General features: G+C 50.3%; 16 protein-coding genes and 1 riboswitch. Of the genes, 3 read left to right on the forward strand and 13 right to left on the reverse strand.

What is annotated here, in order from left to right; genetic code table 11:
• Positions 1-3 precede the first annotated feature (3 nt).
• The 6 genes from ehuC to HMPREF9412_RS01670 form a co-directional block, all read right to left on the reverse strand.
• The gene (ehuC, locus tag HMPREF9412_RS01645) at positions 4-657 is read right to left on the reverse strand and encodes an ectoine/hydroxyectoine ABC transporter permease subunit EhuC (RefSeq protein WP_009589548.1); all 654 of its coding nucleotides are present in this window, start codon (positions 655-657) and stop codon (positions 4-6) included.
• Between the two features lies 1 nt (position 658).
• Positions 659-1513, reverse strand: coding sequence for an ectoine/hydroxyectoine ABC transporter substrate-binding protein EhuB (gene ehuB, locus HMPREF9412_RS01650; RefSeq protein ID WP_085981253.1), 855 nt, complete (start codon positions 1511-1513; stop codon positions 659-661).
• Positions 1514-1868: 355 nt separating this feature from the next.
• Positions 1869-2015, reverse strand: a riboswitch (cyclic di-AMP (ydaO/yuaA leader).
• A gap of 366 nt (positions 2016-2381) precedes the next feature.
• On the reverse strand, positions 2382-3125 hold the full coding sequence (locus HMPREF9412_RS01655; RefSeq protein WP_009589549.1) for an SDR family NAD(P)-dependent oxidoreductase: 744 nt from the start codon (positions 3123-3125) through the stop codon (positions 2382-2384).
• 183 nt (positions 3126-3308) lie between these two features.
• The gene (locus HMPREF9412_RS01660) at positions 3309-3920 is read right to left on the reverse strand and encodes a flavin reductase family protein (RefSeq protein WP_009589552.1); all 612 of its coding nucleotides are present in this window, start codon (positions 3918-3920) and stop codon (positions 3309-3311) included.
• Positions 3917-4870 (reverse strand): ring-cleaving dioxygenase, encoded by a 954-nt coding sequence (locus HMPREF9412_RS01665; RefSeq protein ID WP_009589519.1) that lies wholly within the window; start codon positions 4868-4870, stop codon positions 3917-3919. The genes HMPREF9412_RS01660 and HMPREF9412_RS01665 overlap by 4 nt, the downstream gene beginning before the upstream one ends.
• Positions 4871-5115: 245 nt before the next feature.
• Positions 5116-6195 (reverse strand): AI-2E family transporter, encoded by a 1080-nt coding sequence (locus HMPREF9412_RS01670; RefSeq protein ID WP_009589554.1) that lies wholly within the window; start codon positions 6193-6195, stop codon positions 5116-5118.
• Between the two features lie 223 nt (positions 6196-6418).
• On the opposite strand from HMPREF9412_RS01670, the gene cls reads away from it, so the two are divergent.
• Positions 6419-7867 carry a cardiolipin synthase gene (cls, locus tag HMPREF9412_RS01675; RefSeq protein ID WP_009589535.1) on the forward strand — a complete coding sequence of 483 codons (1449 nt, stop codon included), beginning with the start codon at positions 6419-6421 and terminating at the stop codon, positions 7865-7867.
• Positions 7868-7990: 123 nt separating this feature from the next.
• Positions 7991-8395 (forward strand): VOC family protein, encoded by a 405-nt coding sequence (locus HMPREF9412_RS01680; protein ID WP_009589558.1) that lies wholly within the window; start codon positions 7991-7993, stop codon positions 8393-8395.
• A gap of 47 nt (positions 8396-8442) precedes the next feature.
• Here HMPREF9412_RS01680 and HMPREF9412_RS01685 read toward each other — a convergent pair whose 3' ends face one another.
• The 5 genes from HMPREF9412_RS01685 to HMPREF9412_RS01705 form a co-directional block, all read right to left on the reverse strand.
• A complete protein-coding gene (locus HMPREF9412_RS01685; RefSeq protein ID WP_009589534.1) occupies positions 8443-8871 on the reverse strand; it encodes a MarR family winged helix-turn-helix transcriptional regulator in 429 nt (142 codons plus the stop codon).
• Positions 8872-9055: 184 nt separating this feature from the next.
• On the reverse strand, positions 9056-9466 hold the full coding sequence (locus HMPREF9412_RS01690; protein ID WP_009589550.1) for a VOC family protein: 411 nt from the start codon (positions 9464-9466) through the stop codon (positions 9056-9058).
• 149 nt (positions 9467-9615) lie between these two features.
• Positions 9616-13323, reverse strand: a complete 3708-nt coding sequence (locus tag HMPREF9412_RS01695) for a glycosyl hydrolase family 18 protein (protein ID WP_009589536.1) — start codon at positions 13321-13323, stop codon at positions 9616-9618.
• A 442-nt stretch (positions 13324-13765) separates the two neighbouring features.
• Positions 13766-14134, reverse strand: a complete 369-nt coding sequence (locus HMPREF9412_RS01700; protein WP_009589513.1) for a YybH family protein — start codon at positions 14132-14134, stop codon at positions 13766-13768.
• Between the two features lie 88 nt (positions 14135-14222).
• Positions 14223-14585, reverse strand: coding sequence for a MerR family transcriptional regulator (locus tag HMPREF9412_RS01705; RefSeq protein ID WP_254663981.1), 363 nt, complete (start codon positions 14583-14585; stop codon positions 14223-14225).
• Positions 14586-14701: 116 nt separating this feature from the next.
• Here HMPREF9412_RS01705 and HMPREF9412_RS01710 point away from each other — a divergent pair, with 116 nt between their 5' ends.
• On the forward strand, positions 14702-15340 hold the full coding sequence (locus HMPREF9412_RS01710; protein ID WP_009589546.1) for a nitroreductase family protein: 639 nt from the start codon (positions 14702-14704) through the stop codon (positions 15338-15340).
• Positions 15341-15472: 132 nt separating this feature from the next.
• Here the strand turns inward: HMPREF9412_RS01710 and HMPREF9412_RS01715 are convergent, their stop codons facing one another.
• Together HMPREF9412_RS01715 and HMPREF9412_RS01720 are read right to left on the reverse strand one after the other, a co-directional pair.
• Positions 15473-18445 carry a GAP1-N2 domain-containing protein gene (locus tag HMPREF9412_RS01715; protein ID WP_009589527.1) on the reverse strand — a complete coding sequence of 991 codons (2973 nt, stop codon included), beginning with the start codon at positions 18443-18445 and terminating at the stop codon, positions 15473-15475.
• A complete protein-coding gene (locus HMPREF9412_RS01720) occupies positions 18445-19704 on the reverse strand; it encodes a hypothetical protein (protein WP_009589557.1) in 1260 nt (419 codons plus the stop codon). The genes HMPREF9412_RS01715 and HMPREF9412_RS01720 overlap by 1 nt, the downstream gene beginning before the upstream one ends.
• Positions 19705-19713: the final 9 nt, after the last annotated feature.

Raw genomic sequence — 19713 nt, forward strand, 5'->3', positions numbered from 1 at the left:
CCGCTACAGCCTCCCCGCGGTCAGTTTGCGCTCCAGCAGTCGAACCGCCATCGAGACGAGCGTCGCAATGACAAAATACATGAGGAGCAGCAGCACCAGAATTTCGGTGGTCCAGGAGATGTAATTGTTGCGGAGCACCATCGCCTGATACGTTAAATCCGCCATCGTGATGAAATAAACGAGCGAGGTGGATTTGATGAGTTCCACAAGCTGATTCCCGAACGGGGGAAGCATTCGCAGGGACGCTTGGGGCAGTATAACGTTCCACAGCCTCTGCCAAGGCCTCATATTAAGCGCCACGGCAGCTTCCCACTGTCCTTTCGGAACGGCCAGCACCGCGCTGCGAACAATCTCGGAGCCGTATGCGCCGAAATTAAGTCCGATCGCGAGAATCGCCGCCAGCATTTTCGGAAGCTCGATGCCGATGAACGGAAGGGCAAAATACAACCAGAAGAGCTGCACCAGCAAAGAGGTTCCCCGAAAAACTTCGACGTACACGACCGTCGCCGTGCGGACGATCCACAGCTTCGACAGCCGGCACAATCCGGCTGCAAAGGACATCACGATAGCCAGGATGGCTGAAAAGAACGCGACGATAATCGTGATCTCTGCTCCTTTGAGCAGCGTCGGAAGAAAATCGATCCAAGAATTCGGCATGCTATTCCCCGCAGAGCGCAGCGGCCGTCATCTCACCCGGGAGCTCTTCTTCCGTGAACCCGAACTCTTGCAAAATTTCCAGCAGCTCGCCCGACTCCTTCATCTTTTCAAGCTCTGCATTATAAGCCTCCTGGAACTCGGTATCCGCTTGGCGGAAAGCCGTAGCCCCGTAACCGCGAACGCTTTCGCCGTCGATGACCGGCTGTTCGAAATCAGCCACGCGTTCGATGCTGTCGTCGCTGGCTGAATCCAGCATCGCCTGCAGGGACGGCCCCGTCATGGTAATCGCCTGCACCCGATCGGCCTGGAGGGCGCTGATCGCCGAAGCCTGGTCAGGGACCTGTACGATCCGGTCCGCAGGAATGCCTGACTTCTCCATGTAGCCGATTTCGACCGCGCCGGTCATGACAGCCACCTTGGCCTGCTCATTCTTGGCAATGTCCTCATAGCTTCCGAGTTCCATCGGATTCCCTTGCTTTACCGCAAGGGCTTCCCCGATGCTGTACTCCGGATTCGCGAACAGGACGGCAGAGCAGCGGTCCGGATTAATGAACATGCCTGCCGTGATCAGATCAAACCGATCGGCCTGCAATCCGGCGACCAGCGAACCGAATTCCGTTAGCTCCCCTCTCATCTCCTTGATGCCAAGACGCTCCAGAATAACGCGGGCAATCTCAACCGCCTCGCCCGTGAGCTCCCCATTGGCTTCTTTGTAGGCATACGGCTTCTCGTTCGCAAACCCTACGGTGATATATCCCTGCTCTATGGCTCGATCCAGCGTACTTCCTTTGTCGCCGCAAGCCGCGAGCAGTACCACCATCATCACGGACAACACCAGCACAACCACTTTCTTCAAAACCTTCCACAACCTTTCGTAATAGCTTTTCACTTTCTTAAAAAAACGGCATGACGAAATTATCCGTGTTAGCACATGTGTTAACTTGGATATATGGACATTCAGATACCCGTGCATGGGACGAGGCTTCAGGGAAGATGATTCATCGGCTTCCTTGCACGCTTTGACCCAATGCCGTCTGATCGATTCAATTCATTCCACATTTGCAGACGTTGCCCCTCCTCTGTAATTGAATGCTAAAAAGACCACCAAACAGGGGATCTAGACATAGCTCCGCCAGCAGGGGGTCAAAAAATAGAGAAAAGGCCCCTATAGAGAATAAAGGGCCTTTTGTATGAACATCCATTATGTATGCAAGACCCATCCACTGCTGACGAGGTTAGCTGACGGACTCGGGTAAGATGGTACCCTACACTCGTGAATTCCAAGTGACTCGCCCCTGGTGAAACTGGTTCCCCCGCTTTCCGGAATATGTATGCCGGAAACTAAGCGTGTGTTCATGATAAAGGGAAGCTCAGGAAAAGTCAAACCCCTTTAACCGCTTTTTCTGGAAATTCAGAAGTGAAAATACCGTTTTTGCAACGAAAATATCGAGCCTTTTGAACACCTTATTTAAGGCTGTCCATACACCGGATTGGTCATGGAATCCATGCTCCATTTTCCGCTATATAGCAGGCATTTGACGGGTCTTGCGGAAATCGTTCATGACATATACGTTTAATGCCATGAATGAGCCCCGGATCAGGAAGTCTGCCCATATGAAATACGGGGCCGAAAAAAATTTTTGAAACACTCCATAATAAGTCCGATAACAACGCCTGGAATGACTTGCAAAAAGCCCCGATGCTTAGCATCAGGGCTTTTCTCGTCATACCGCGGTATAGCCGCCATCCACCAGCAGACTCGTGCCCGTAATGAAGGAGGCATCTTCACTGGCGAGGAACAATACGGCTTTGGCCACTTCTTCCGGCTGTCCCAAACGGCCCATCGGATGAAGGCCGACCAGGTGCTGCGTGATCGCTTCCGTTCTTCCCTTGATCAGCGGCGTATCGATATATCCCGGACACACGGCATTGATTCGGATTCCTTTGGAGGCATAGTCTGCGCTGAGCGACTGGGTTAACAGCTTGACGCCTCCCTTAGCCGAAGCATAGGCGGTTACCCCTGCTTTTCCGACATGGCTATGGATCGAGCCGCAGTTTACGATCGCCCCTCCGGTTCCTTGGGACAGCATTTGCTGAATGACATATTTATCGCACAGGAAGACCCCTGTCAGATTAATATCAATCGTTCTCTGCCAGTTATCCATCGTTAACTGATCGGCAGGAGCATCATGGGCAATGCCTGCATTCGCGAACAATACATCGACACGGCCAAAATGCTGTACCGTCTGATTCACCATATTCGCGACTTCCTGCTCTTGGGTTACATCCGTTTTGACGAACAGCGCTTCAAAGCCGGCTCCTCTCAATTCGTCGGAAACCGCTTGGCCCTGGTCGGAATAATCCGCGATAACGACCTTGGCTCCCTCTTTTGCAAAAAGTCTGACTGCCGCTTCGCCAATCCCGCTGGCGCCCCCCGTCACAATGACAACCTTGGAATCAAATTTCATGCGTTGATCACTCCTATGTTGTAAATTCATCAACCGGCTATCCATTCATGTAGAATGGGCAAAAACCGACCATGATATTCCAATACCCCGTTTCCTAATGAATGACCAGCATACTATCAAATAAAAAGGACGTTCGCTAAATAACAGTCGCAAAGCAATAACCTTATTCAAGCTCAAGCCCTGTCAGACCGGACGCTCAATCGTAAACATCTCTCCCAGGGTCGAATAGATATTTCCTGCCATGCGGCTCACAGGTTTCAACTTGGATGCGTCAATCCGGCCATGCTCGTAGAGCTCCTCGGACACGTGAAATCGGACGACGCGGGCAATCAATAGATCAGCGGCAGGCAGCTGATCCGTACCATCCAACGTGACGACCTGCTCCAGCACGCATTCCATGCGAATCTTGGATTCCATAATGCCGGGAACCTTAACAACGTCACTAACGACCGGGGTTAAACGGGTTCGGTCAAGCTCACTTTCGTCCGGAGGCAGGTTCGCCGCCGTTTCGTTCACGGCTGCAACGGTATCTTCGTCCACGATGTGGATGACAAGCTCGCCGCTCTGCATGGCATTTCTTGCCGTATCCTTGGGTGCACCGTTCTTTCGCTGAACGGAAACCGACAGCAAAGGGGGATTGCTCGACACAATGGAAAAGTAACTGAACGGGGCCGCATTCAGCACGCCATCCGCCGATAATGTCGTAACGAAAGCGACCGGACGCGGAACGACGCTTCCTATCAGCAGCTTGTATGTGTCCCGTTCGCTTTGGGTATTCGGGTCAATGGATATCACTTGAGTTGCCCCTCTCCTGTATGTTTGACTTGTATAGGCTCCAACCCCTGCTCGATTCGGGCACGCTCCGGTTCGAACCAGGCAGGAAGCTTTAATTGTTCCCCCAGCGAGTCCAGGTCTTCGTCCACCGTAAATCCGGGCGGATCGGTTGCGATCTCAAACAGGATCCCACCACGTTCCCTGAAATATAACGCTTTGAAATAGTTACGGTTCCTGATATCCGTAGGGCGAAAGCCCTGCTCCTTCACCCATTCATGCCATTTGCCGTGCTCCTCATCATCTTGAGCCCGCCATGCGATATGATGGGTCGTTCCGGCACCTCCGGCTCCCAAAGGGATATCCCGCATCGGCAGATCAATCACGTTGCCGAAGTGGCCCGCAGCTTGAAACCGGGCATAATTGACGTCCTCTCCAATGTAGGTCAGTCCCATGACATTCTCCAGCGCCTTCTTCGTCTCCTCCCATTTGCTGCTGAACAGAACCGCGCCGCCGAATCCCTTAATGGCTGTAGCCGATGTTATATCGTCCACGGACCAGCCGTTATTCGGACCGCCTTCCCGCTCCACCAACTCTAGCGAAAGTCCGTCCCGATCGGAGAATTGAAGGTATTGTTCGTTAAACCGGAAAGCCTTCATGACAGGAACACCAAAGCTCCGCAGCCGCTGTTCCCAATAAGGCAGGGCCCCTACAGGAACGGCAAAGGTCGTATATCCTGCCTGTCCTCCTCCACGCAGCCCTCTTCGCGAAGCGGAGGAAGGGAAGAAAGTGATGATCGTTCCGGGCTGTCCTCCTTCATCCCCGAAATACAGATGATATACCTCGGGCGCATCGTAATTCACGGTCTTCTTTATCATTCTGAGTCCTAGCACGCCTGTATAAAAATCAACGTTCTTCTGCGGATCCTGCGCATAAGCGGTAATATGATGAATGCCTGCCGTATGTAATGCCATATCCCATCTCTCCCTCACCGTTCGTGTCGAAACCCGTTATTTCCGTTCATAATCCGATTTGCATGATGGATGAGCCATAAACCATAAATAATCTTTATTTTGAATATCTTTAATTAGAGATTATATAATTTTCTTATCATTGTCAAGCTCTTGTGCACCCCAAATATATAAAAAGCCGCCAAGAACGATTCCTCGCTCTTGGGCGGCTTTAATATGCGGCTAAAGGCCGCCTCCCTATCCCACGCTTAAGCCTTTTGCCATTTCTCCTTAAAGAACAGCTGATACACCCGGGTAACGATAATCTTAATAATCATATAGATTGGTACGATCAGCAGAATTCCGATAATCCCGCCAAGATCCTGTCCCACCAGCACCAGGATAATGATCGTTATGGGATGGATCGCCAGCTGTTTGCCGAAGATATACGGACCAATCAGGTTATCCTGAATCTGCTGGGCCGCCAGAATGACGACAAGGGACCAGATCGCGGTTCCCGGGGACTGAATAAAGCCGATAATCACGATCGGGATCGAGGATAGAATGGCGCCGATAAACGGTATGAAATTCGCGATGACCGCCACGACCGTCAACAGCAGCGCATAAGGCAGGCCGATAATCAGGAATCCGATATACATCAGAACCCCCAGCGCCAAATTGACGAGAACCCGGCCTACGATAAAGCCTTTGAGTGCATTGTTGATTTCATCCAGCACCGAGGCTCCCTCGCCCTTGAATCGGTCAGGCAAAAAGCTGACCACCATCTTCCCGAATTTCCCGCCTTCCTTCAGCATGTAATACAGGAGAATCGGAAACGTAAACAATACGATGGCAAAATTCGACACGAACGAGAACAGATTCATAATATAATTCGTCAGGAACGTGAAGCCTTGATTCAAATAATCGGTGAGCTGTGTAAGCGGGTTGGCGTTCTCCGGAAAAATGTCCTGGAAAAAGCCGTTATTCTCCAATTCCTGAAGCTGCTCGCCAAGCTTGGCAAACAAGGCTGGAGCGTTCTGTACGAGAGCCACGATCTGATCGCGCAGCGATGGCCATACCCCCAGGATAAAGCCGGTAAGGATGCCCGCGAACACGACATACAGGAGCAGGATGGCCAGCGAGCGATTTAGCTTGCGTTTTTCGAGGAGATCAACCAGCGGTCTGAGCAGGTAATAGAAGAATCCCGACAGCATTAACGGCACGAGGATGATGGAGAAGAACGAAAGTACGGGTCTGAATATAAAATCCACCAGTGATCCCAAATAAATGATGGTCAGCACCAGGATCACGGCAAGACACAATTTGAAAAACTTGTTCATTTTCAGCAAAAAGCATGCCCCTTCTCCTATTTTTTCACCATCGTATCATGACAACGAGTACGGATTCAAATGGCTCCTTCTATATTCGTTACGAGAGGCCTTATCCTAGCCGCCAACGTTTTACGACCTTTCGGTTTCACTCCATGCCGCCGATATATACTTCTTCTAACGCCTCACGTATAATATGAAGGATTGCTAGGGCAAGGCTATAGTGTAGGAGGATATCATAAACATGCATGTTACATCCATCATTCTTGGTCTGATCATCGTTCTGAATATCGTGTTCTCCATGTTCGTGGTTTTCAGGGAACGGCGGGATGCCGGCTCCACCTGGGCATGGCTGCTGGTGCTGTCCTTTATCCCGATTCTGGGCTTTGTGCTGTACTTGCTGTTCGCCCAGAATTTAAGAAGAATCCGTCTCTTTCATTGGGACGATCTGCAAAAAACCGGCATCGAGAAAGTATTGCTGTCCCAAATGGAAGGGATGAACAACGGCGAATACCCGTTTACCAATCAAGCGGCGGCGGACAACAGCGATTTGATCCATATGCATATCAACGAGAACCAGGCGATCCTTACGGACGACAACCATGTTGAAATTTTTACGGATGGACGCAGGAAGTTTGAACGGTTGTTTCAGGATATCGAGGAAGCCAAAGACTATATACATATTCAGTACTACATTATCCGCCGCGATGAGCTTGGCAAGAAGCTGATCTCCCTGTTGACCCTAAAGGCTAATGAAGGCGTGAAGGTCCGGGTTCTATACGATGAGCTGGGCTCGCGTCAACTAACCAAAGGCTTCTTCAAGGCATTCCGCGAAGCCGGCGGAGAAGCCGAGGCCTTCTTCCCGTCCAAGCTGCGCTTCATTAACCTGCGGCTGAATTACCGGAATCACCGAAAGCTGGCGATCATCGACGGCAATATCGGGTATGTCGGCGGATTCAACGTCGGGGACGAGTACTTGGGCCTCAACTCCAGGTTTGGGTATTGGCGGGACACGCATCTGCGCATCCAAGGCGAGGCCGTTTATGCGATGCAGGTTCGCTTCATTCTGGACTGGAATCAGGCTTCGCATCATAACGATATCACTTACGAATCGAATCTGTTTCCCAAGATCAATTCGCCCGGCAATGTCGGGATTCAGATTGTCACCAGCGGTCCGGATTCCCGATATGAACACATCAAGAACGGTTATATCAAAATGATTTCGTCCGCCAAGAAATCGATTCATATTCAGACGCCTTATTTTATCCCGGATGCCAGCCTCCTGGATGCACTGCGCATTGCGGCGCTTTCTGGCGTAGAGGTGCATCTGATGATTCCAGATAAACCGGATCATCCCTTCGTGTATTGGGCTACCTTATCTTATATCGGGGAAATGCTGGGTACCGGGGCTAATGTGTATCTCTACAATAATGGCTTTATTCATGCCAAGACGATCATCATCGATGAGAAGATTTCATCCGTGGGCACGGCGAATATCGATGTTCGAAGCTTCAAGCTGAATTTCGAAGTGAACGCATTCCTGTACGATGAGCATTTATCGAAACAGTTGACCCACATCTTCCACCAGGATCTGCGGGTATCCAGCCAGCTTACGATGAAGCAGTATCTGGAGCGTTCGCGGTGGATCAAGTTCAAGGAATCCATCTCCCGCCTGCTGTCGCCTATTCTATAGGACAACCCCGAGACGCTGCCGTATCATTTAGCAATCCAGAAGAAATGTCAGGGCCAGAGACCGTTTATACTAAAACCACGGAAAACGAATCCATCATATTAAAACCTGGGAAGGATGTTGAACGTGGCTAAACTGACACCGTATATTTTCTCTGAGGATGCAAAAGCGCAGGCTGAGTTTTATACCCAAGCACTGGGAGGCGAAATCTTATCCGTGCAAACCCATGGCGAGGTTCCCGGAACCAAGGAAGAATTGAAGGACAAGGTCATGCATCTGAGTCTGGTAGCCGGAGGAATCCCGATCTTTATGTCGGACTCGATCTTCCAAACCCTGGAGCGTGGGAACGGGATTCATCTGAGCCTGTCGTTTGAGAGCGATGCCGAAGCCCATGAAGCTTTTGACCGCTTGGCCGAGGGCGGCAAGGTGATTGATGCGCTGAAGACTCAATTCTGGGGAGCGCTGTTCGGGGTGCTGGAAGACAAGTTCGGCGTGTTATGGCAGGTCACGACGGAAGTTCAAGTCAATTAATTCTGGAAAAGGCCCTTCAAGTTTGGCTTGAAGGGCCTTTTTTGCGTTCAGTCCTTATTCTCTAATCGATCGCTGACCTCGTATAGACGCAGGGATAATTCATCCCCTTGGGCATTGCCTAAAATTTCTCCGTATCGACTACGCAGATTGTTCCAGCACTCGTGTATTACTTTCTCAAGAGCCTTTCCTTTATCGGTCGTATAGATCAGCGACATCCTTCCTTCCACCCGATTGTATACCAGCCCTTTAACGGCCAGCTTCTCAACCAGTCGGGTTACGGTGGATGGCTGGAGGTGAAGAATTTCGCCTAATTCCTTCTGCGAGATCCCTTCCTTCTCATATACAGCCATAAGCAGATATGCATACGTAGGCGACAATCCGCTTGCGGCAAACTCGTCTTCGGCCATCTTGGTAATGACCCGGCTAAGGCGATTGGCTGTGAAGTAAAGGCATTCCTTGATATACGTATTGAGCATAACGGTTACCTCTTTCGCTGAAGTTCATCATGTTGAAACGCCACATATTGTTTGCACATACAAATATAGTGGATTTCCAAATAAAAGTAAAGCGGCAGTTTCCCCCATCTCATGGAGTCATCTGCCGCTTCATTCTATTAGAATATGTCGTTCAGGTTGCGATCCTGCTTAGGATAACGCTGCTTTATTCGACCTGGCTCTGATCCATGTACATGACTTCCCATAGATGTCCGTCCGGATCCTGGAAGCTCCATCCGTACATAAAACCGTGATCCACCGGGTCGTTGGAAGGCGATCCCCCAGCAGCCAGCGCAGCGTTCACGATGTCATTCACCTGCTCCCGGCTTTCTGCCGACAGCGCCAGAATCACTTCCGTTGTGTTGGCCGCATTCGACAGATCTTTCTTGGTGAACGTCTTGAAATAATCCTCGGTGAGCAGCATGGCAAAGATGTTATCGCCTATGACCAGGCAGGCCGCATTCTTATCCGTAAACTGCTCGTTAAACTCAAAACCGATTTTCGAGAAAAAGTCTTTCGTTTTCTCCAGATCCTTAACCGGAAGATTCACAAAAATATTATCGATTTTTAATGCCATCTACGATCACCTCATCCATTTGATAGATCCATCTTAGCATGGGCAGCGGCTTGGCATTTCTTTTCGCTTGCTATGTTCAAACCATTGTTCGTCGAATTCCGTGAAAAACACATCCGTCAAAATGGCCTCCGCTCTCTTATACGGGCATATTAATTCGATAACTCCGCTGCACGCAGCAATCTCATAACGGTTACTACCGTTTGAGCTTTGGTCACATGAGATTGCGGATCCAGCTTGGCAGCGGATACCCCCTGCATAATCTTCTGTTCCACGACGAAGGCGACGGACGACTTCGCATAGGACGAAACCTTGGAGTGATCTTTAAATTTGTTTAACAGGCCTTGGCCGGCTTCATTCTTCTTACCGGCATACTCCAGCACATGGCTTAGAATAACCGCCAACTCCTCGCGCGTAATCAAGCTGTTGGGATCAAAGAGATCGCCTGTGCGTCCCTTCACCAGTCCTGCAGCCTTGGCAGCCGCGATTTCTCCGGCATATCGGGATTTCGGATCCACATCCTTGAAGCTGGAATCCTTGTCGTCAGGCAATAGACCCAGCGCTTTCACCAGGATGGAGATAATCTCGGCACGGGTAATGTGTTTATTCGCACCGAACGAACCGTTATTTTCTCCGGATACGATCATTTTGGCCGCAGCTTGCGCCACGTCTTCCCGTGCCCACGAAGGAATCGCGTCACTAAACCGGATATCCTGCTGTAGCAGCGCATAAATGCCGCTGCCGGTTTTCTTGATTTCAACGGTCACCGTGCCATCCGTATTCACTTTAAACAACGTCGGAACGGATCGAAGCTCGTTTGTACCCGGTATAAAGACCACTCCGGTCGCACGTTTTATATCTATCTTTTTCGCATCCAAGGTAACAAACTCGCTGACATGGAATTTCCCGAAGCGTATCAGCTCGGTTGCCGTTTTATCCGCGTGTACTTGCTCAAGCTTGAACAGCAGCGGACTCGCCAGTGTTTCTTTCCCTTGAAGCAAGGCGGCCAGGCTTGCTGCGTCCTTATCGTCTGGAGCCACAATCGAGACTCTCACCGGCCCGGAAACCGAGATCAGCGAAGCCGGGATCCGGTATTCCGTCCCGTTTAGGAAAACGGACAGACTGGCTTTGGCCCCTTTTTTCGCAATGGCTCCAATCACTTCTTCCGGAATTTCCAGCACCGCCTGCTTCGCACCCGGACCCGCATGGAGCTGGAAGTTGGAGGATTCCGATTGGTTAATGCTGTTAACTGCCGCAGCCGCAGGCACGGTAACTAGAGCCTTATCTCCTTCAAGCACAACGTTTGCTTCGAGTTGATCCTTGCCTTTAGGCGGCTGTGGCGTCGATGGCGTTGTAGAACCGGATCCGCCGGAGCCTCCTCCGCCTTCCGATCCGCCGGAGCCGTTGCCCGAAGTCGTGATGCTCAGCTGATTCGATGCGCTGGAGATGCGGTTGATCTCATCTCCCGTTCGATCCACGGCAAGTACATGGATCTTGTAATTCGTTAGGGGGCTGAGGCCCTTCACGGTATAACCGTTTGTTGCCACCGAGCCGGACAACGCATGATTCACGTACACTTCATATCCCGTTGCTCCCGTCACGGCATCCCATTTCAGCTGGATGGAGCCGGAATCGGCGCTTACCTTGGACAGATTCCCTGGAGCCGGGAGTGCCGATGCATGGACTTGGCCGTTGATGGGCAAATCGTGAACGAGTTGGGTCGTCAGCGTCTTATTGCGGTCGCCGCTGATATCCCAGCTCATGACGCCTGCGATATCCAGCGATTTCACGATGGAAGCCGTATATTTCATGGTGTCCCTATCGTTGTAAGTGATGAAAACTTTATTTTGCTCATTGTACAGGTATGGAACTTTGGCGGATTCGTTCCAGTATCGCTTATAACCGTTCTTGTCGATATAGTTATTCTCGAGATCGCTGAAATCGAAAACGCCCGCTTCCCATGTCTTTAAGGCAGATCCGCCTTTGCAAGTCTGATATTGGCCGGTTGGCGGGCAATCATCCCAGCCCTTACCGTAATATGGCACCCCGGCGATCAGCTTGTGCGTCGGCACCCCGCCGTTCAGATGGCCCAACAAACCGCCGAGCACATGATTTCTCGGAGCGGAGGAAGCGGCTTTCGGATGCTTTTGGTCAAAGAACAGCGGTGCATTATGATGGCCCAGCGTCTCCCAGCTGCCGCTGTAATCGTAAGTCATGATATTGATGAAATCGAGATAGGTCACCGAATTAGCGAGATCGGCATTTTTAACGAAATTATCGCCCTGTCCGGAAGCAATCGTCAACAGATAGTACTCCCCGTCTTCTGATCCGGCAGCATCCAGCGCCTCGCGAACGGTCTTCATTAACAGTGTGAAGTTTTCCGTATCCTCCGGTCCCCGGGAGTTGTCGTCTTCCCCGCCTTCAACAGGATACTCCCAATCGATATCCAAACCATCGAATTTGTATTCTCGAAGGAAATCCACCGCGGAATTCGCAAACGCCCGGCGTGTTTCCTCGGTCTTGGCCATGTTGGAGAAATGATTGGACCAGGACCAGCCGCCTACCGATATCATAAGCTTCAAGTGGGGGTTAGCGGCCTTGACGGATTCGAAGGCTTGGAAATTTTGAAAATCGAATGTCGGATCGCCAATCACAATTTCTCCGTCATGGACGTATCGATCCTGTGCAGGAATATTAGGATCCTCGCAGGCTCTCGGCCCGCTCCCGAATTTTTTCCAGCAAATATCGGCGAAGGCGTAGTTAATGTGAGTTAATTGAGATATGTCCAATTCAGCAGGATGAAAATTACGATCTTTGGTACTAGCTGACCAAGAGGTGTAGTACGAAATATTGTTATAATTGCTGCCCGGTACTACCGATACTGATTCGCTTTCAGGCGAAGTCCATAGACTGTTATGGCCCACTACCTTATACGAATAGGTCTTGCCTTCTTCAAGTCCAACAGCTACGTACCGACTCTCGCCACTCGAACCAACCTTTGCTCCATCCTGATAAATATCATAGCTTGTGGCCCCGGGCACCGGTGCCCAGCCCAGTGAAACCGTAGATCGTGTAGCCGTGATTACCTGTAACCCTTGCGGTTGAGCCAGTTCCCCCCACTTGAGGGTAACGGCATTACTATTAGCCGATGCTTCCAAAGCTCCATTTGCGTTTCTTTGTGCACCTACTTTAAAAGTGTACGTCTCTCCTGCTTCCAAAGGTCCATAGGTAGCCGTGGTGACGGAGTTTTCCCAAGTGCCGCCTTTCCATGCTCCATTGACATATATATCGTAAGCTTCAGCACCCGGACTTGATCCCCAATTCAAAGTAACCGTATCTTCCGTTACCTCTTGAATTTGAAGATGGCTTGGGGGTGTTAACGGTGCGGCCTTATATTCGGCTTCGTCTTTAGTTGTGGTGAATTCCAATACATTACTTTTGTGTTCCTTCTTCGCGTCGCCATCCCAAGTTATATATATCCTATAGGTCGTTTCGGGTGTCAATCCGGTGACGGCTCGGGTCCAGTAATTTCCCCATGCCACCCAGCCGTCTGTATCCGCATTCCACACTTGTATATTGTTTTCATCTTCATCCGACTTAAAATCCCATTGAAATATCGCCATATTATGAGAGACACTTTCAATACGCAGATTCTGCGGTGCTAGCGGATCCTGGGAGCCATAGGTCGAGCTTGTTACCGTCACCGAATCGATGCCGGAGCTCGTTGCGGTAATTTCTGAAGGAGATGCGCCTTCTGCTGCATAGGATGCAGGCGCATGAAGCAGTGGGGTAAACATGAGAATAAGGGCCAAAAAACACAGTACCCATTTCGGGCGTCTTTTCGTGATAAAGGGTATCACCGTTTTCACCTCTGTCGATTAAATTTCGATTGCAAATGATACAGCATTTCCATGAATGTCTGTTCCTCTCGGTGTCACCCGGTGGTATCCTTGATGACTTGCCCAGCTTCGCATATCGCTCGAAATCCACTCGTTTTGAAAGCGGTTACCAATCCAGGTGAACTCAACTATGTAAGATTCATCCCATCCCCCTTTTCGCTCCATACCTACACTCACTTGTTCAATCGCTCTACTACGGCCCCCCTTTCAATGAAATCCATGGTGTTCAATCCATATTCATATAGTTGTATCATGGAACCTGCGCAATCGATTGAGAAGGGATACATTTCCATAGACATGGGATAAATTCTTTTAATTTTATATTCTGTTAATAAATTCAATCTAAAAAAAGAGCCCTCGAAAGGCTCTTCTTCTGTTTACTATATAAAAGGTGACGGCCGATTCATTCCATTGAACTTAGATGCTCATGCTTTAATTTCCATGCGCCGTCGGCATTTCGAACGAATACGTTCGTTGCTCTCCCGCTCCCGGTCGTGAATTTCCCCTGAAAATACCCCTCGTAGTGATAAGTGTATATACAGACAGCCGAATGTACATCAGTCGCAATCCACACCACGTCCTCTGCCCGGTACACCTCATCTCGAATGACATCCCAAGCGTGCTCGAAATAGGCCCTGATTTCCTCCAGGGTACAGCAGCTCCGGTCCGAAAACCAATACACCGCTTCCTCATCGAGCAGCCGGGCTACCTGGTCAAAATCATGCGTGTTCGTAGCCGCTATGTATACCTCAAGGGCTTTTTCATATGACATTGTCCCGCACCTCCATTCCCTTAACTAGGCATATTAGTTATGAACCAAAGTATGATGGCTCTATCCTGGTTAATTAATATATAATCTCCTAACACTTGGTTTGAAAATTTGCCTTTCCTTCCAAGACGGCATTCAAGAATGTCTTCGACTTTTTCAATCGCTTCTGGATCTCTTCAATTTCTTTGATTTTTTGTTCTACCATTTTCGTCTTTGCCTCGTATGACAGGTTAAGTTGTTGATTGACTAACAAACTTAATTCTTCTATAGAAAAGTCTACCGATAAAAGTACCTTCACATCATCTAGAAACTCCACAATCTCTTCGGAATAAATCCGATAATTATTGGTATCTCTTTTAACATAACTATCCGGAATTAGGTTCTTCCGTTCATAGAATCTCAATGTTGATATGGGCAGACCCGTTAATTTTGAAACCTCGTTTATTTTCATCATAGGACCTCTTTTATTTCTTGCTATAAACCTAGGTTCATAGTTCATAATACGAAATATGATAACGAACGACATCCACAATGTCAAAAAAAATCGATGTTATCAAAGGGAGAGGTTCTATGTTTAACCATATTCAAAATAACGATTTCGCCAATATCGTTATGGGCCGACGTTCTGTCCGTAATTATGATGAGAACTTTAAAATATCGAAAGAAGAGATGAGCGACATGATTTCGGAAGCCAGTTTGGCTCCATCCTCTGCAAATATGCAGCCTTGGCGTGTAATTGTAGTCGATACTCCGGAAGGAAAAGAAAAGCTAAGACCTCTTGTGAGGTTCAATACGTTACAGAATGATACTTCATCAGCCATGTTATTGATTTTTGGCGATACCCAGAGCTATTTATATGCTGAAGAAATTTACAATACAGCTGTGGAACAAGGAAAAATGCCGGCAGAAGTACGAGATCGTCAACTCGAAACCATTCTATCCCTGTTTCCGACTCTATCAAGAGAAATGAAAGTTGAAATTGCAAAAATCGATAGCAGCCTCTTTGCCATGCAGTTCATGTTAGTAGCTCGTGCGCATGGGTATGACACGAATCCAATGGCAGGCTTTGAAGCTGATCAGTTAGCAAAAGCATTCGATTTAGATGAAGAACGCTATGCTCCAGTCATGATTATTTCATTAGGAAAAGCCAAGGAAGATGGGCATGAGTCCGTTCGATTAGAGCCCGACAAGATTACATTCTGGAGATAACCATGATCCGTACGATATTCACCATTCTTACTTCAAAATAACTTTAGACTCAAACCGCAGGTTTAAGCCTACGAAAAATTAAAAGAGGCCGAAAAAACGAGCAGACGAATGATCGTCTGCTCGTAATAATATTTAAACTCCTTCATCGGTCTCATTCTCCGGAGCCTGCTCCTCCGAAAGCGCGCTTTCGTCAGACAGCTCATACGAGACACCATCCACTACGACCTTCTCGACTAGGGACACGTCAAGCGCCTGATCCAGCTTCACGGTGACCTGACTCGTATAAACCTGGTTTGCCGGAGTGGTACCGACGTTATCCGAGGACTCCACGTCCTCAGCTTCAACAGGATCAGACGTGTTTTCCCCTTCTGTTGTCCCGCTATTCAGATTCGCTTGGTTCCCGGATAAATCCGTCTCGGATCCTGACGAATCAGCAGCATCAGCTTCCCCTGTGGTTTCATCCGCGCACACCCGCGATAATTCAGGACTGGCCGCTTCAAGCAGCGTGCTTCCATCCTTGCCTATAATCTGTAATTTGTCCACACTGAAATCCCGGCAAGCCGCCGGCTGTTTAAAATGGAAATTCAGCTCGGTGCTTCCCCCCTGCTCCCCTTCCTCCACCACCGTCGCCGTTAATAAAGGCTGCTCATCTACGGTCTCGGAAGAAGCCGGCGGTACCGTAACCGGCGGCGTAACGGCCGGATTCGGATCGGCATCGCCGTCCGCGGGACCTTTGCCGTTTTGGATCATCATGAAGGCAGCGCCAGCAACAACGATTACCACAAGCAAGGAAGAAGTGATTTTTACGAACCGCGAATGCCGGCGAAACCATCGCACCAACGGCGAAGCCAACTCGGCCTTAACCTGCGCATACACCGGTTTGAGGATGGGTGCAGGCGAACTGAAATAAGTTTTTACGTAATCCTTATTTTTAAAGGCTTCGCGGTCGTGGATTTTGAAATAATCGATGATGGCGGCAGCATAAGCGGGAACAAGTCCGCGCGGTCTAACGAATACCGGCTGCTCGGCAGACCACTGAATATATTGGTATACCACTTTCGGGCTCTTACCGTATCTGTGCAAGTAATCCAGCAAGCTCCGATAGTCTACCGCACTGGAATTGATATCCGTGCAGAAAGCCAAGGTTATGCTCTCGAAATTGGACGGTTCCACATGATGCTGCAGCCACTTCCGCATGATATGCTGGGTGCGCTCCCGTTCCTCTGCCGAGAGTTCCGCCAGCACTTCCGCTCTAACCTCTTCATGGCCGGACCACTGGTGAAGGGCCAGCATGACCGCGGCTTTGGACCGAATCCGGGAATCGAACCGCTCTACCCAGCCTTTGAACTCCTTCGGCATTTGCAGGAACCCGATATCCATCAGCTGCTTCTGGCTTAATTGCTCAGGCTCCAGCTCACGCAAGAGAAAGAGATTGGCTGCATAGATCATCCGGTCCGCAAAGGCACGCCCGCCTTGATAACGGCCGATTCCCTTTTGCGGATCGCGTTCCAGCGCATCCAATTGATCCAGTACGGCATTGACCGTTCTCACCGGATCCGAATCCTGCTGAAGCTTATCGATAAGCTGGGCTTCCGCAAGCCGGACATAGTTCTCCTGCTCCAGCAGGAGAGGGTGATTCCGAACCCACAAGCCGATCAAATCCACGAGGTCTGCAGGCGTTGCCGCTTGCTTCATGCGCGTTTTCATGTAGGGATCGAACATCAGCGCCGGCAGCCCCGGACTGGTCAGCACCCTCGCATAAAAGGCTCGGCTTAGAGACGGGCTGCCCTCCAGCAGCTCGTAAATCGCCATGGTCGTATCCTGACGCTGCTTCGATAAGGCATTATTTAAGGAGCGGATAAAATATTCCACGATCCAATCGTTATGCTGCCGGGGATTGATGCCATGATAATCCTTCAGGAATCCCGCGATCGCGGCATCCGGAACATGCCCGCCTTTGACGAGCTCGAACTCCTTGGCAAACAGGGCAAGAAACAGCTGATCCAGCCGTTGCTTCGAATCCAGGGCGCCTGCCGGCTGCAGATATAGCAGCAAAGCACGCAGCACGGCATGTTTATGCTCATGGTACAGGCCTTCATGGCCTTCTTCGATCTGGAACAGCATGCATAAATCATCATAGCTGTCCAGCGAGATTTGATGTATCGGCTCCATGTCCGCAAGCATTTGCTCGGCGAAGGCAAAAAAACGTTCGGACCGATCCGGGTCCAGCAGCGTATCCCAAGCAAAATCAAGATAAGGCTGCTCGGACCATTTCAGATCGGCATTGATGACCCGGCCTGCTGCGAGCTCAAACAAATAATCCTTCTCGATGCTCCGGTCATTCAGGCGCAGGCTGCCCTTCTCCACGAACATGAGATGAAGCCCCTTCTTGCTCTGCGGCTCCTTGGCATAAGTTACGAATCCAAGCACCCGGCGCAGCGCATAGGGCAATCGGCCAAACAGCACAAAGAGCAGCTGCTCCGCCTTCGCGGACAACTGTTCCACCGGGACATCCAGAACGATGTATACCTTTTTCTTCCCGGCAGCCGCGGATATGCAGGCATAGATCAGCTGCTTGAATACTTTCTCATTGATCCCGAGCTCCTCCAGCAAGGCCGGCGTCCTCTCGGACGAGACAGCGGCCCGGGAATCGGCCTGGACCGGAATCGCAGGAAGCTGCGGCAGATCGACGCCTTCTTCGATATCGTAATGATCGGCAAAAGCGGCCTGAAGCCATGTCCGGTAAGCGTTATGATCATCTCGATGGAAGCCTTCCGGAACGACGTAATGATGCGTAAAAAAGGCGCTGCGCAGCCCCGTGAAATCCGCAGGCTGAAACACGCTTCGGCCCAGCACCGTTTCCCCTGATTCGGTATGGAACAGATGAAGGGCAGCCGGATAAGACGCAGCGTCCCGTTCACTGCGCGCCGTCAGCTCGGCAGGTGCTTCGTATTGGCAGAAGGGATGCAGCACCTTTTTAATAAAGGAAGCCTCCAATCCGGACGAACGGGCCACCGTGTCAAAACCTTCGGCCGAGCGGAATATGCCTCGCCGCTCCCGCGTGTACATCTGCTGCTGTATGTTTCGGGTTGGGAATTCCGGCACTAGTCTTCCCTCCCCTGAATGTACTTCAGCTTGTACAGAAGCCAGATGAACGGTTCATCCACCCGAATCGGGCTGACCACGCTCTGCAGCTTCTGATCGACAGGGTTGCTGCCCAGCGCCGACACGGCAAAATAGGCGGTATTCGAAAAGTACACATCCATCGTCCCTTTGAACGGACGATCGACCTTTTCGATAAATCGGCGGATTTCGCCGTCAATATTTTCGAACTCGGTCAAATTCAAAAACTTGCGGTGCACCACATTGTTAAAAATATTGCTGTTCAGCTTCACGTATTCGCCATCCTCATCCTTAAGCGCGTGAAGCATGTCGCTCTTGGTCAAGACGACGGCGGTTGGAATATCCGTCTTGCCTTTGTCCTCATAAGCGATGAAATCGCCGAACATGGTCAGCACGACATCCCGCGGCTCATCATACTGGGATACCCACTCCCCGGGCTGATCGCCGAATTTCAAACGGATTTTTTCCCGAATGGAGCGGATTTGGAGCGGATCCACCATAAACAGAATGCCCGCGGAATTCTTGATATGCTGTCCGTGCAGTCCCAAATAATCCTCATCCACCATGCCCTCGCCCGCCACGTCAAAAAATACGAGCGTCAACGGCGGCTTCGACTCATCCTTGAACACGAATTGGAAAATAAAAGGCTCCTGCATTTTCTCCTTCTGCGTAGACGCCAGCAAATCCCCGCGTTCAAACAATGGCTCCTCATAGCCGGTGCGGAACTTGCGGCTGATCTCGGCATTCAGCGGCATGCAGGCCGCATCGAAATGATCTGCCGTCGTATGCTGCAGCGTATGAATCAGCGAAGTCATGTAAACCGATTTGCCCACTTGCGAAGCACCGATAATCGAGATAATGTTGCTTGGCACCTTCCCGGCAGTTACCGGCAGCTCATTGTGGCATTTCGGGCATAACCGTCTGCGCGTGACGATGCCGTAACGGTCATTCAATCCAACCAGGACGTGCTCCGAATAAATGTGCTGCTCCTCCGGGATGTCGCTCGGACGGATGATCGCTTCGATATCATACACCGAATCCAGCCCGAAGCGTTCACGGTACCGATTCAGCTCCTCATCTTCCCCAAGCGCATAATCCTCGTCATCCTCGCGGTCGTGGGCAGCCCGGAAGACAACCTCCTTCGGAGCGAACTTACTGAAACAGTAAGGGCAGACAATATCATAGAACAGCGGCCTTGGCTCCGGCTCCGGTTTTTTCTTGAATATATCAAAAATGCCCATCTTTCGTAC

The sequence above is a fragment of the Paenibacillus sp. HGF5 genome (assembly GCF_000204455.1).
GTDB lineage: Bacteria > Bacillota > Bacilli > Paenibacillales > Paenibacillaceae > Paenibacillus_AQ > Paenibacillus_AQ lautus_A.

What these genes read in the sequence shown, in the direction of transcription:
- ehuC (WP_009589548.1), bottom strand. Translation starts at nt 657, where the DNA reads ATGCCGAATTCTTGGATCGATTTTCTTCCGACGCTGCTCAAAGGAGCA.
- HMPREF9412_RS01655 (WP_009589549.1), bottom strand. Translation starts at nt 3,125, where the DNA reads ATGAAATTTGATTCCAAGGTTGTCATTGTGACGGGGGGCGCCAGCGGG.
- HMPREF9412_RS01665 (WP_009589519.1), bottom strand. Translation starts at nt 4,870, where the DNA reads ATGGCATTACATACGGCAGGCATTCATCATATTACCGCTTATGCGCAG.
- cls (WP_009589535.1), top strand. Translation starts at nt 6,419, where the DNA reads ATGCATGTTACATCCATCATTCTTGGTCTGATCATCGTTCTGAATATC.
- HMPREF9412_RS01685 (WP_009589534.1), bottom strand. Translation starts at nt 8,871, where the DNA reads ATGCTCAATACGTATATCAAGGAATGCCTTTACTTCACAGCCAATCGC.
- HMPREF9412_RS01690 (WP_009589550.1), bottom strand. Translation starts at nt 9,466, where the DNA reads ATGGCATTAAAAATCGATAATATTTTTGTGAATCTTCCGGTTAAGGAT.
- HMPREF9412_RS01700 (WP_009589513.1), bottom strand. Translation starts at nt 14,134, where the DNA reads ATGTCATATGAAAAAGCCCTTGAGGTATACATAGCGGCTACGAACACG.
- HMPREF9412_RS01705 (WP_254663981.1), bottom strand. Translation starts at nt 14,585, where the DNA reads ATGATGAAAATAAACGAGGTTTCAAAATTAACGGGTCTGCCCATATCA.
- HMPREF9412_RS01710 (WP_009589546.1), top strand. Translation starts at nt 14,702, where the DNA reads ATGTTTAACCATATTCAAAATAACGATTTCGCCAATATCGTTATGGGC.
- HMPREF9412_RS01720 (WP_009589557.1), bottom strand. Translation starts at nt 19,704, where the DNA reads ATGGGCATTTTTGATATATTCAAGAAAAAACCGGAGCCGGAGCCAAGG.